Origin of the sequence: Acinetobacter calcoaceticus (genome assembly GCF_900520355.1) — a bacterium.
Lineage (GTDB): Bacteria > Pseudomonadota > Gammaproteobacteria > Pseudomonadales > Moraxellaceae > Acinetobacter > Acinetobacter calcoaceticus_C.
Genome location: NZ_LS999521.1, coordinates 1,945,568 through 1,958,792 on the forward strand (window position 1 = coordinate 1,945,568; position 13,225 = coordinate 1,958,792).

The 13,225-nt window shown below is 35.3% G+C and carries 13 protein-coding genes and 1 pseudogene; 4 read left to right on the forward strand and 10 right to left on the reverse strand.

Annotated features, from left to right (window positions below; genetic code table 11):
• The first annotated feature begins 51 nt into the window (after positions 1–51).
• The gene (locus tag AC2117_RS09325) at positions 52–1,209 is read left to right on the forward strand and encodes a catalase family protein (protein ID WP_133973592.1); all 1,158 of its coding nucleotides are present in this window, start codon (positions 52–54) and stop codon (positions 1,207–1,209) included.
• A 28-nt stretch (positions 1,210–1,237) separates the two neighbouring features.
• Here the strand turns inward: AC2117_RS09325 and AC2117_RS09330 are convergent, their stop codons facing one another.
• The 3 genes and pseudogenes from AC2117_RS09330 to AC2117_RS09340 all read right to left on the reverse strand — a co-directional run.
• The gene (locus AC2117_RS09330) at positions 1,238–1,546 is read right to left on the reverse strand and encodes a hypothetical protein (RefSeq protein WP_133973593.1); all 309 of its coding nucleotides are present in this window, start codon (positions 1,544–1,546) and stop codon (positions 1,238–1,240) included.
• Between the two features lie 826 nt (positions 1,547–2,372).
• Positions 2,373–2,825, reverse strand: a complete 453-nt coding sequence (locus tag AC2117_RS09335) for a hypothetical protein (RefSeq protein ID WP_133973595.1) — start codon at positions 2,823–2,825, stop codon at positions 2,373–2,375.
• Between the two features lie 156 nt (positions 2,826–2,981).
• Positions 2,982–3,311, reverse strand: a pseudogene (locus AC2117_RS09340) (alpha/beta fold hydrolase); the annotation flags it as partial.
• A gap of 144 nt (positions 3,312–3,455) precedes the next feature.
• Here AC2117_RS09340 and AC2117_RS09345 point away from each other — a divergent pair.
• The gene (locus tag AC2117_RS09345; RefSeq protein WP_133973597.1) at positions 3,456–3,749 is read left to right on the forward strand and encodes a hypothetical protein; all 294 of its coding nucleotides are present in this window, start codon (positions 3,456–3,458) and stop codon (positions 3,747–3,749) included.
• A 103-nt stretch (positions 3,750–3,852) separates the two neighbouring features.
• Here the strand turns inward: AC2117_RS09345 and AC2117_RS09350 are convergent, their stop codons facing one another.
• Positions 3,853–4,812: a GlxA family transcriptional regulator gene (locus AC2117_RS09350; protein ID WP_133973599.1), complete on the reverse strand. Its 960-nt coding sequence runs from the start codon at positions 4,810–4,812 to the stop codon at positions 3,853–3,855.
• Between the two features lie 135 nt (positions 4,813–4,947).
• Between AC2117_RS09350 and AC2117_RS09355 the strand changes: the two genes are divergently transcribed.
• Entirely contained in the window at positions 4,948–5,829 is an 882-nt protein-coding gene (locus AC2117_RS09355) for an MBL fold metallo-hydrolase (protein WP_133973601.1), read from the forward strand.
• A 517-nt stretch (positions 5,830–6,346) separates the two neighbouring features.
• The gene (locus AC2117_RS09360; protein ID WP_133973603.1) at positions 6,347–7,930 is read left to right on the forward strand and encodes a phospholipase D family protein; all 1,584 of its coding nucleotides are present in this window, start codon (positions 6,347–6,349) and stop codon (positions 7,928–7,930) included.
• 17 nt (positions 7,931–7,947) lie between these two features.
• On the opposite strand, the gene AC2117_RS09365 is transcribed toward AC2117_RS09360, so the two are convergent.
• The 6 genes from AC2117_RS09365 to pqqC form a co-directional block, all read right to left on the reverse strand.
• Entirely contained in the window at positions 7,948–8,535 is a 588-nt protein-coding gene (locus AC2117_RS09365; RefSeq protein ID WP_133973605.1) for a uracil-DNA glycosylase family protein, read from the reverse strand.
• Between the two features lie 201 nt (positions 8,536–8,736).
• The gene (locus tag AC2117_RS09370) at positions 8,737–8,973 is read right to left on the reverse strand and encodes a hypothetical protein (protein WP_133973607.1); all 237 of its coding nucleotides are present in this window, start codon (positions 8,971–8,973) and stop codon (positions 8,737–8,739) included.
• Positions 8,974–9,958: 985 nt separating this feature from the next.
• Positions 9,959–11,011, reverse strand: a complete 1,053-nt coding sequence (locus AC2117_RS09380; RefSeq protein ID WP_133973608.1) for a dipeptidase — start codon at positions 11,009–11,011, stop codon at positions 9,959–9,961.
• 18 nt (positions 11,012–11,029) lie between these two features.
• Positions 11,030–12,184, reverse strand: a complete 1,155-nt coding sequence (pqqE, locus tag AC2117_RS09385; protein ID WP_133973610.1) for a pyrroloquinoline quinone biosynthesis protein PqqE — start codon at positions 12,182–12,184, stop codon at positions 11,030–11,032.
• Positions 12,181–12,465 carry a pyrroloquinoline quinone biosynthesis peptide chaperone PqqD gene (gene pqqD, locus AC2117_RS09390; RefSeq protein WP_049836639.1) on the reverse strand — a complete coding sequence of 95 codons (285 nt, stop codon included), beginning with the start codon at positions 12,463–12,465 and terminating at the stop codon, positions 12,181–12,183. Before pqqD ends, pqqE begins: the two co-directional genes overlap by 4 nt.
• On the reverse strand, positions 12,462–13,220 hold the full coding sequence (gene pqqC, locus AC2117_RS09395; RefSeq protein ID WP_092705809.1) for a pyrroloquinoline-quinone synthase PqqC: 759 nt from the start codon (positions 13,218–13,220) through the stop codon (positions 12,462–12,464). The genes pqqD and pqqC overlap by 4 nt, the downstream gene beginning before the upstream one ends.
• Positions 13,221–13,225 lie beyond the last annotated feature (5 nt).

Here is a 13,225-nt window from a genome sequence, read left to right on the forward strand (position 1 = left end):
CAATAAATTTAATATTATCCTAAAATATTTTTTGCACTGAGGAGATAATAAATGACAAATTTTATTCAGCCTATAAATTTTAAGGCATTGTTTGTATTTACTCCTCTTGTGTTTGCACTAACAGGTTGTAGTGAAGTTTTACATACCCAAAGAACTATACCAATAAAGATATCTTCAGAAAGTATCGCTTATCCAGAAGTTGATACAGCTTTAGGGGAAAAGTTACAGCCTAATGAGGAAGTGTTAGCCCAGAACATAGCTCAAGTCATTGAAAAGTCAATTCGTGAACAATATACGGCGGGAAATGCTTTACGTGATGCCCATCCTAAAGCACATGGGTGTGTTCGAGCTGAATTTCATGTCTCAAAAAATATACCGACTCAGTTTGCTAAAGGGGTATTTATCCCCGACCAAAGTTATCAAGCATGGATTCGTTTTTCCAATGCTTCAAATGATGCCACTAGTGCTGACATTGAGAAAGACGCACGTGGCATAGCGATAAAACTTTTAGGTGTATCTGGAGAGAAAATTTTAGAAAGTGAAAAGCAAGCAACCACCCAAGATTTTATTATGATTAATCACCCAGTCTTTTTTGCGAATGATGCTAAACGATACCTTTCTTTTATGAATGATGTGAATAGCCATAATATGATTAGAAAACTTCATATTCCGTTTGCCTTAGGCTTTAAAGGAACAATGAATGCACTTGGAGCACGTAACTCACAAATTGCAAATCCGCTCCATGCACGTTACTGGTCTATGGTTCCCTATCAGTTGGGGGTTGGTAATGATCGACAAGCAGTTAAATATTCAGTACGTGCTTGCTCAGTGACAGCAAACAATCTACCTAAAAATCCGAGTCATGATTTTTTAAGAGAAGCTTTAAAGAATACTTTGCAAAATACTGATGCATGTATGGAGTTCCTTATTCAGCCGCGGACCTCAAATAAAATGCTAGTAGAAGACTCGATGACAGAATGGGATGAGAGAGCAGCTCCTTTTTATCAAGTAGCGACTATTCATATTCCAAAGCAGGAATTTGACACACCTGAGCAAAATAAGTTCTGTGAAAATCTATCTTTTACGCCGTGGCATGCCTTACCCGAACATAAGCCATTGGGGGCAGTAAACAGAATGCGTAAAATCATTTATGAAAATATAAGTAGAGTTCGACACGATATGAATTCAGCGCCTAAACAAGAACCTTGAAAGTGATCTTGTCTTACTAGGATCTTTCTCATTTGATGGCTGTTTTGCTGGTATCTACGGTGATTCGATCAATAAAATCTGCTAGCCATAAAATAAAGTCATCTTCATTTTTATGTTTTGGAATCAAACTCATATCTAATTTAATGGGTAACTCATTTTTTACACTAACAACCGTACCTTCGAAGTTCACAAAGTTATATAAAAATTTTAATTCTGTACCAGTAATGGCTTTTTTAATTTCTATAATGAGATTATTTAAGTTTTTAAAGTGATTGTTTGAAGACTTACTTTTAATATTTTTATTAATTTTTTCTGCTAATAATAAGTATTTTGGCATATTTATCTCCTTATTCGTTGTTTAAAAGATATAAGTATAAGATTTCAGTTATAAAATAAGTTTATAATTTTTATTAAATTGTTGCTGTTTTTTAATTTTAATTGATAGGTTGTGTATAATGCAACTAGTTATTTTTTTGAAGTGTGATGGGGTTTGAATTATATTCTGATTAAATTGATTGGTATTTTAATTTCATCTAAAAGCCATCGATTCAAATTCTATATTAAATAGGCTCAATATTTAAAATATTAAGCCTATTTAATTTTTAATATTCACTTAAGTCTAAAAGTATTAATCTAAATCTTAAGTGAATTTTTGGAAACTCTTCAATTTATGAATTTTTCCACATTTTCTGCATTCTTTAATTTCGTCATGAGCAATATCAAAATCATATTCCCAGATGTGAATACAGAAAACTTGTCTAAGATTGTGGAGCATAGACACCTCCTTATAAAGAACCAACTCAGCAGTAAGTTCTCTATGAATATACTTAGCTTATTTAGAGGAATTTTCCTCTTTAGCCTTTTCTTCCTTGTGTCTACAGCAGTAACCGAAAACAGCACCCGCACTAAAGAAAAACATAGCTTTGAACATATATATCTCCAAAAGGTAGTTAAGTAAATTTAAAACTAACATTGAAGGTTGTATCTGTTTTTAGTCTAATGAATCTGATTCTGTGCATTATGCAAACTTTTGTGAAAAGTTATAACAATATATTTTATAAGAATAAGGCGAGTTAAATTAAAAAACCGCCCCAGAAGGCGGTTGCTGAATTTACAGCGACATATAGAAGTGTAGTAGACGATCACTTCTATATTTTTTAAACTTATTTTTCTTCTTTTATAATTTTAGTGAAGGCATCTGATTTGAAATAATTAATAATCATCTCTCCATCATCACCTTTCGATGACACTTTAGGAGGCTCTTCATAGTTAAACTTAAAGTCTGGAGGAATAAATTTTGAGATCGGAGGAAGCTTAGCCTCTCCTCCTGTGGTAATTCTTTCAATAAAGCCGGCGAGCCAAAGTATATATTCATCTTTATTTTTATGGTTGGGCATGAGACTCATATCCAACTTAATCGCGCACTCTTCTAACGGCTTGGTTAAGCACTCCTCAAAATCGATAAAATTATATTTAAGTTTAAACTTAGTTCCTTTAATTTCCTTACGAATTACACCAACCAACTGATTTAAGTTCTCTGCTGAGTTTTCTGAAAATAAATTTTTGTCCTCAATCTTTTTGTACACATTCTCAGCAATGATTAAATATTGTGGCATCTCCTTTTCTCCCTTTTATTGTCCAGCTACTCATTCAGCTTTTTAAGGAAGTATGATAGATATTATGTTTTATAATGTAATTGTTGTATTGCTATTTGTAATTAACGTGTTTTTTGTGAAACTTAAAAGCATAACCATCCGAAAAAATTAAAGTTTAAGCCTAATAGCAGTTAACTTTTGATTTTTCTGCTCTTCACTATCAGAGCATAATGAAGAAGCTATTAAGATTAATGCGTTAACCTTTTCAGGAAATTGTTCCGCTATAGATCTAGCAATATAGCCTCCAAGTGAGAATCCAATCAGAATAAAGTTTTTTGGTGCATTTTCAGCGATATTTTGGGCAATTTCTTTTATGGTCCGCCCTTCTTTTAAAGTAGCCCGAAATATTTCCCACTCTTTAGGCATCTCATTTACGGCTTCATCCCAGAGAGACTCATCAAGCATATAACCGGGAATTAAAACAACCGAAAGAGTCTCTTTATTCATACTTTTTAACACTTTAATAGGGATCCTTTATAAGTATTTACACTAATCTTAACTGAAATAAAATCACTATATAAATTAAACAGTATTATCTCTAGAAGAACACCAGACTATAAATGATCTTCTCTATCCTTCAAGGAGATATAAATGAAAATTAGAGCCTCACGTACATATTCTGCTGCTTCAAATATCTATTTTATTTCAAAAGAATATAACTGTACTGTTATTCCTGTAAAAGGTATGTGTTTTACAGATATGGGTTTAACTGAAGGTGGAGTAATTCAACCTGTAGAAATTACTGAGGTGACTATAGAGCCTGAGAGCAATTCGTATCATGTTCTTTTAGGGCGCGATACACGTGAATATGAAAAAGAAGAATTAAAAAGAAAGTTTGAAGATATGAAGTCTCATGGTTGGGAATACATAGAAGATTTGCTTTAAAATATGTCTATACCTAATATTCAGTCAGATTACCGACTAAAGTAGCCCTCATCCGAGGGCTTTTATATAAATCTACATATTCACATCAGTATTGAGAGATTAATTATTTTTCCTCAATACTGCCAAAAGCTTTTCTCCAAGCATGAGGACTTGTGCCATATTTTTCACGAAACGTTTTTCTAAACATAACCGTATTGTTGAAACCAGAGAGCTCGGTTATTTGTTCTATAGACAGTTTCGTTGTCTCCAATAATTCACAGCTGTACCTAATTCTTTCTGTGTTGATCCACTCTACCAAAGTCATTCCAGTCGCTTTTTTAAAATGCCGTGTAAATGTCCTACGTGTCATATGTGCTTTTTCAGCTAAAATTTCAATACTATGCTGCTGAGCTAAGTTTTTTCTTAAAAAATCGAGTAGGACATTAATTTGCGCATCTTGACTTGAATTCGCCACAGGTTGTTCAATGAATTGGGCCTGTCCTCCTTCTCTATGTGGAGGAATGACCATAACTCTAGATACTTTATTCGCAATTTGTGCGTTATATATTTCACGAACTAAGTATAAACAACAATCAAGAGCTGCTCCTGTACCAGCAGATGTAATAATTCTCTGGTCTTCTGTATAAAGAGCATCTGAGTCGAGTCTAATATCAGGAAATCTTTCGTTAAAATCTTGTTCGGCCAACCAGTGCGTAGTGGCTTTTTTATTGCTTAACAAACCAGCATACGCTAGTGCATAAGTGCCATAGCATAGACCAACAAGTTTATTCCCTTTTTGATACGCTTGTTGAAGGCTTTCAATAAGAGAAGGTTCTGGCTTATGGTTAAAATCATCCCAACCAGGGATAACGATAAGATCACATTCTGGAATTAGCTCTATTCCGCCATCAGGAATAATGACCATTGACTGTTCTGTTTTTACAGGTTGTCCATCCATCGAAAATATTTTTAGCTTAAATAAGCTCTTATCCTCAATTTTTATATTGAAAATGATATGCGGAATAGAAAAATGAAATGGATTTATATTGGGATAAACAAATAACCCAATGACTGGTATTTCCATACAAATTCTTTAGCTGTGAAAAGTATAAATATAGCATTTTGTCCTAATAGTTTCGATAGTTGTCCTTAAGGACAATTTTTTATATTTATCTCTTTCCTCATAATTTCAATATCAGTAAATTATCTGGAATTAGATATGAAAAAAATCTTAAATAGTTCTCTTATCGCTATTACTTTAGCAACTGCTTCATTCAATTTATATGCGAATGAAAGTGTCCAAAGAGATACGTCAAAGATAACTCACCTACAAGAAGTTCGTAATGCAACGGTAAAAATTACGTATGCAGATACCACTTTTTTAGTTGATCCAATGTTTGCAAAAAAAGGTTTTTATGAAGGATTCCCAAATACTTACCGAAGTTATTTACGTAATCCCTTGGTAGATTTGCCTATTAAACCTGAAACGATTTTGGAAGGTGTTGATGCCATTATTGTTACACATACTCATTTAGATCATTGGGATGATGCCGCACAAGCAGCTATACCAAAGAACATGCCTGTTTTTGTACAAAACAAAGATGATCAAAAGACCATTCGGTCTCAAGGTTTTAAAGATGTACGTATCTTAACTCAGACCACATTTGAAGGTGTCAAAATAACTAAAATCGGTGGCCAACATGGTACTGATGAGATGTATCGCAATTCTAAGCTAGGGGCTGCTTTAGGTGAAGCCATGGGTATGGTTTTTGAAGCAGCTGGTCATGAAACAATTTATGTTGCTGGTGATACTATTTGGCGTCCCGAGGTCGATCAAGCTATAGAGAAATTTAAACCAGAAGTGATTGTATTAAATACAGGTAATGCTTTGATGGAAGGATATAAAGAATCCATTATTATGGGTAAAGAAGATACTTATCATGCTACTCAAAAAGCACCCAAGGCTAAAATTGTTGCTGTTCATATGGATGCAATTAACCATATGTCTGTATCACGTGCCCAGCTATCTGAATATGTAAAAGAAAAAGGTATTCAAGATAAAGTATCGATTCCTTTAGATGGTGAAACAATCTCTTTCTAAGTTTTAATACTCGCGTTAAGCTTACATTGGAAAGCCCTGATTGTTCAGGGCTTTTTTGACAAATTGTTTTTGATGCTATGTCACCAAACATACTTTCAAGTTTATTAATCTTGATGCGAATTGTTTCTTTAGATTTTAACTTTACGTCCTTTTCTAAATAATATTTCTCTCAGTGTTTTTTAATGAAAAATGCGGCTTACCACCTTTCTCTATTTCGGCCTTGCCAGATTTTAATTCAAGTAGCTTTAATGCTGCCCACTGCTCACATTCCTTTGCTGTATCCCGAGTACAAGAATATCTTTGTTTGTTAAAAGTCACGCTGATACGGTAAGTTTCCTCACGTTTAATAGGGTTTGGTAGCTTCATTTTTCTGGTGTAGATTTCTTTTTACTTTAACAATTTTATGCCAAATATAGCTATATAAATAACCTTTTGGCGCACATATAGATGACTATAAGATGGGTTTTGAGTAAAGATTATTTGGCTAACATACTGTTTTTTAATTAAATTATAATGGATGAAAATAAGTATGCTTAGAATTCATCAACTCTATCAGCAATATAGTAGTATGGCATTAAATGCTTGGTGCTTTACAAATACACCTTCGTATAACGATACATACGACCCTGATGAGAACGATACAGTGACGAATAGCTTTAATTGGTTAAATGATGAGCAAGCTACGGAAAAAACTAAACAAGGACTAACCGCTTTTGTAGCACTAGATGATGCCTTTATCAGTATCGCTTCTCGTATGTATCTCATTAGAAATGCAAAAGAAAAAATCGATTTACAATATTATATTTGGACAAATGATTTTGTTGGAAATTTAATGCTGCATGAATTACTTACGGCAGCAGATCGTGGCGTAAAAATCCGCTTACTCATTGACGATCAAAATGGCGTAAAGCTTGATGGTGTTCTCAGAAGCCTTCTCCACCACCCTAATTTTGAAATTCGCTTATTTAATCCATACAAATTCAGATATATAAGAATTTTAGACTATATTTTCCGTTTCAAAAAAGTAAACCATCGAATGCATAATAAATTAATTATTGCAGATGGAGTAATTGCAGTAACAGGTGGTCGAAATATCAGTAGTGAGTATTTTGATGCAAGTAGTGAGTTTCAGTTTACAGATCTGGATATTTTATTTTATGGGCATACAGTACAGCATGCTCAAGCCGTTTTTAATGATTTTTGGCAAAGCGAGCTAAGCCAAAACGCCACTGAGTTGGTCGGAACTTGTGCTGCCCACCACTTGCAATCTTTACGACAGCATTATCATGATCTACTTCATGAAAGTGAAAATCATACTCAAACCGAAGATAAGCTTTACGATGCACAAACTTATTTAAAAGAGCTTTTAGAAAGCTATCCAATTCAATGGTCAAAAGCGTATTTTGTTGCAGACTCACCTAAAAAAATTTTAGAAGTAGCTTCTAAAGAAGAGATGCTTTATGGACAAGTTATGGCCATTATGGGTGAACCGAAGCAGCATATAGAGTTAGCTTCAGCTTATTTTGTTCCTACCCAGCAAGGCACTTACTATTTAAAACAGCTAAAAGTGCAAGGGGTTAAAGTCAGGGTTTTAACCAATTCTTTTGCTGCAAATGATGTGGCAATTGTGCATGCTTTTTATAGTCAATATCGAGTCGAAATGCTCAAAAGTGGCGTAGAACTATTTGAGTTTAAACCATTTTTAGAACGTAGACGTAGAACATGGTATGAGGTGGTGACGGGAAGCGTTATCCCTGCAAAAGGTAAAAATAAATCGAGTTTACACGCCAAATTTTTTGATGTAGACGGTAAAGTATTTATTGGTTCATTTAATTTTGACCCACGCTCGACTTACTTAAACACCGAGGTTGGTCTGGTGATTGAGTCGAGTCAATTACAGGCTCAAATTTCTGTGATGCTCGATCAGCATTTACCTCAAGTCGCCTATCAGCTTAAGCTAAATAGTGAAGGGAAAATCATTTGGCTAGATTATCAATCGGATGGGAACGTTATTGAATATGAAAAAGACCCAGATACGAGTCTTTTCCAACGCACAATGATTAAAGCTGTTTCATATTTACCAGTTGAATGGATGATGTAAAGACGCTTCAGTTTTATTTATAAAATACCAATTTCTTTAAAGAATTTTTGATAAGCCTCAGCTTTCTTCTCTAATGCCAATGGATAAGCTCTAGAGGAAGATGGTAAGCGATATAAATTAATATCTCTTCCCGCAAAGTACGTCGATGTAGACATTCCTATAAGCGGCTTTTCAGTGTTCTCTGGTAAAACTGAAATTAAAGTGTCAGTTGCTTTATCACCTGTAGTCATGATGGTCTGACATAGCGGAATCTGTTGAAGTAGAACCGCAAGATCTGTTGGCGTTACTATTTCAAGAAATTTATCGGCGGCATTCCCCTTTAATCGCTTAATTTGGTAAGCAGTATCAAAGATCGCAATACCTGTTTCAATCAAGAAGTTTCGAATACGTTCTTCATTAAATTTTTTTAGGTTTTCACTTAAAAAATAAGTTTTGTCTTGGAAAAAGATTAAACCAAAAATTCGCCACATGTCATTTTGGAAATTCGGATAGTAAAAATCCATTTTCCATTTATTACGTGGTGGTGGAAAGCTACCTAACATTAATAGACGCGCATTATTAGGTAAAAATGGTTCTAGTGGATGTGTTTCTATCTCAATTATCATAAAAAATCAGTGTTTACTTAAAAACTTTATAAATAAATTAACCTATTTCTTCGTTAATCACGAGTCAAGAAATGCAATTTCTCTTCATTAAAGCGTTAATATAAAAAATTAGCTCTGACTTAAATGTATCGAAGCGACACCTGTGTAAGGGCCGCTTCAATAATTTAAAACTTGCAAAGTGTGTTGGTGGAACAAAAATTATTAAGAGTTAAGGACTTTAAAGACCTTGCCTGTTCTTGGATGAGCAAAGGTATTATCTTGATCTAAATTAATGACTTTATCCGAAATCACAATTTTAGAAAGTGGCAACCAATTTTGCTCCCTCTCAGCTTCGACAAAGTTTTTTTCATAAATATTTTCATAAATTTGTTCAACAACAATTTCCATACCACACATACTTTTAGCGTTAACTTCTTTTAAAATATGGCGTTTTGACATTCTAGTCTCCATTTTTATTATCCGCATCGATAATAATAAAGACTCCACTGATACAGTATGTAAATTTTAATAATGAAAGTGTTTTTTTTGTTTTAATCATACTTTTGTAATAATTAAATGAATAGTTGAGTAATTATTTGAGTTAAAATAATATCTTTAAATTAATCTATTTAAAATAATTATGAGTTTTAATAAAAATTAAAGGGTTCAATTGAACCCCTTTTTATTTAAATTTAAACTTGTACAGTGTGATCCAGTGAACCATTAGTTTGATTTTGAGTCCTGTCTTTACTAGTCACTGAGTCAGTATCACTATCCGTGTTAAAACTTTTACTGTTCTTTTGCTTTTTCTTGTACATAGACATCCCAATCGCAATACCTGTACCTATTACTAAAATTGACTTTAACATTTTGCACCTCTTCGACTGATGGAGTAAATTTTGATAAATCAACTTAAATTAATAGCACATAATTTGTTATTTAACGGCTTTCATTTGCGCCGCTTTTGTAAGGTGTTTAATTTTTATGTTAATTGAAGAGTCCAATAATTAAAAAGAATAAATTTTGATACAAAGCAAAAAGCCTACTCAAATGGGTAGGCCTTTTACTGTATTTCAGGACTAAGCAGTATTATGAATTACTTTTAAGTAATTTTATTTATCTTTAAATACACTACAAATGTATTTAATGCAGATCTTTTAGTCAAGATAGGATTGAGAGAATGCTAATAATTAGTGATTATTGTGATTACTATCACGTTTATTTGATTGAGATAAGAAAAAACCCATTTCTACTTCTCATGAAGAAATGGGTAATGTGAAAACCACAAAAGACCTGAAATACTAAATGTTCTTACATTCAGTAAGGTTGAGTTTAGTGAATTTAACGAATGGTTGACAATTAAACTATTTGTATTTTTTTTAGTCATTTCAGCCAATCAAAAAATGCAAATAATTAGTTATGTTCAATATGTTTAGCTCTAAAACTATTCACCTAGAATCCGATAAAGCACGTTTATCCAATTCGTAAAACATAGTTTTTCAATGAGTTCGCTTGAATAATGACGTTGTTGCATACGATTGATCAGCTCGCGTAGCCCTGTAACATCTTCAAGCTCGGCCCCGATGAGTGCGCCGTCAAAATCAGAACCAAAACCCACATGTTCTTCGCCCAAATGATCCATTAAATATTCTAAATGATCCAAAATGACATCTATTGAGGTTTCTGCATTTCGCTGTCCATCAGGCCTTAAAAAAGCAACATCAAAATTTACCCCGACCATGCCCTGACTATTTCGAATTTCTTTGAGCTGGCGGTCAGTTAAATTGCGCGCTTGGGCGCATAATGCATGGGCATTTGAGTGTGTTGCTACGATTGGTTGCTGCAATAGATCTACAGTATCCCAAAAAGCCCGTTCATTCATGTGGGAAACATCTATCACCATTTTTTTATCGGCACAGCGATTTACAAAGTTTTTGCCGTCTTGTGTAAGGCCTGCTCCTGTGTCGGGTGAGTGAGGAAACTTAGCATTTAAGCCATGTCCAAAGCGGCTTGGTCTATTCCAAAGTGGGCCGATACTACGAAGACCTCTGTCATAAAACACATCAAGTAAATCGGTTTTTTTTTGTAAAGCTTCTGCACCTTCCATATGCAGCATAATGCCCAGTTTCTGCATGTCTACACAACTCTGAATATCCTGAACTGATGTGCAAATTTGAATGTCTGTAGAACCTTTTGCGAGTTGGTGTGCTATATCGAGTTGCTCTAAGCAAATCTGTTCAATTTGCCGCTGGGTAAAATCAGAAGCATTTTGATCAAATAGTTTATTGGGATGATGCTGTTGAACATAGCTAAATGGAGGTAAAAAAATGGCAAACATTCCACCAACAAAACCTGCTTGCTGGCAGCGTTTTAAATCAAGATGGCCCTCTAGGCGTTCATGAATAAAAGCATGTACGGGATCTGCATGATCACTTAGCCATAGACGCGTTAATGCATCATTATGTCCATCAAAAACTGGAATATTGCTAGGCTTCATGAACATTCCTATTGCTTGCTATTTATCGGTAATTGTGTGGACTGGAATATTTTGTGTAGCACTTAAAGATTTAGAGTTTCTACTGTTCCGAAAAACAAGCTGTTGTAGTGGAGCGGCTACATGACTTTCTGCCCGTGCTTGCTCAATCATTTGATGATACGGCGATTTATCACATACAGGATCGGCATTAGCCGCATCTCCGGTCAACATATAGGCCTGACAACGACATCCGCCAAAGTCACGATCTTTATCTGGGCAACTGCGGCAGCCTTCAGGCATCCATGCATCACCACGGAAATGATTGAATCCAGTTGATTTGTACCAGATATCTGACAATTTATGTTCACGGACATTTGGAAATGAAATTGGTAATTGTCGTGCTGCATGGCACGGCAGTGCCATACCATCTGGAGCAACTGTAAAGAATATTTTACCCCAGCCATTCATACAGGCTTTTGGTCGTTCTTCATAATAATCAGGTACTACAAAAATGAGTTTGCAGGGATGATTTTGCGCTTTTAATTTTTCTCGATATTCATTGGTAATACGTTCCGCACGTATCAGTTGTTCTTGTGTTGGTAGCAAACCTTGACGGTTTAAAAAAGCCCAACCGTAAAACTGACAAATTGCTAACTCGACGGTGTCTGCATTGAGCTCTAAACAAAGATCAATAATTTGTTCAATCTGGTCAATGTTATGCCGATGGATTACAAAATTGAGCACCATCGGATAATTATATTTCTTAACCAGTCGGCACATTTCATACTTTTGTTCAAAAGCATATTTTGAACCTGCCAAGGCATCATTTACCACAGGATCACTGGCTTGAAAGCTCACTTGAATGTGATCTAGCCCTGCTTGCTTTAGATCGGCAATGCGCTTTTCGGTGAGTCCCATACCAGAAGTAATCAGGTTGGTATAAAACCCTTGTTGATGAGCATGTGCAACCAGTTGTTCTAAATCTTGGCGTACCAATGGCTCGCCGCCAGAAAAACCAAGTTGAACGGCACCCATCTGGCGGGCCTGATCAAAAACGTCAAACCATTCTTGAGTGGTCAGTTCATTTTTATGCTGGGCGTAGTCCAATGGGTTTGAGCAATATGGGCATTGTAGCGGACAACGATAAGTGAGTTCCGCTAATAACCATAAAGGTAGGCCAACACCTTCTGTCATACTAAATCGATCCAGTGTTGCTGCTTTGCGACCAGCATGTAATCCACTACATCTTGATCAATCTCAGCAATCTCACCAAATTTTTGCTTTAACTGGGCAATAATTGCGGAAACATTTTGCTGACCATCAATATATTGCCCGATTGCCCCTGCACTTTCATTTAACTTGATCATGCCTTCCGGATATAAAATCACAAAACCATTTTGAGCTGGTTCGAACTGAAAACGGTAACCTTGTCGCCATGTCGGCACAAGGTTTAAATCAAACTGCTCTTTATTCATTTAAATAGTCCTTTGTGCCAAACCCGTTTGCTAGTCACACTGTGATACGGTGCTTCATTGTGAACATATGCCAATGTTAAAGCATCTAAAATGCTCCATAAAATATCCAGCTTAAACTGCAATATTTCAAGCATTCGTTCTTGTTGCTCATGAGTCGTAAATGAATCAAGCGTAATTGTTAAGCCATGTTCAACGTCACGGCGTGCCTGACTTAAACGTGAACGGAAATACTCATAGCCTTTATCATCAATCCATGGATAGTGCTGTGGCCACGACTCTAGACGTGATTGATGAATTTTCGGGGCAAACAACTCAGTTAAAGAACTACTTGCCGCTTCACGCCATGAGGCACGACGTGCAAAGTTCACATAGGCATCTACGGCAAAACGAACACCTGGTAATACCAGTTCTTCAGAAATCACTTGTTCACGACTCAAGCCCACAGCTTCGGCTAACCGTAACCATGCTTCTCGGCCACCGCCATCAGGATATTCACCATCTTGATCAATCATGCGTTGAATCCATTCTTGACGAACGCGTTGGTCTGGGCAATTCGCCATAATGGCTGCATCTTTGAGCGGGATATTAATTTGATAGTAATAGCGGTTTGCAACCCAAGCCTGAATTTGTTGTTGAGTTGCTTTGCCTTCATACATCATCACATGAAATGGATGATAGATATGATAATACTGGCCTTTATCAATAATCGCTTGTTTAAATTGTTCGGTCGTTAAAGCTTCAGGTGTTTGAGTCATGTTTC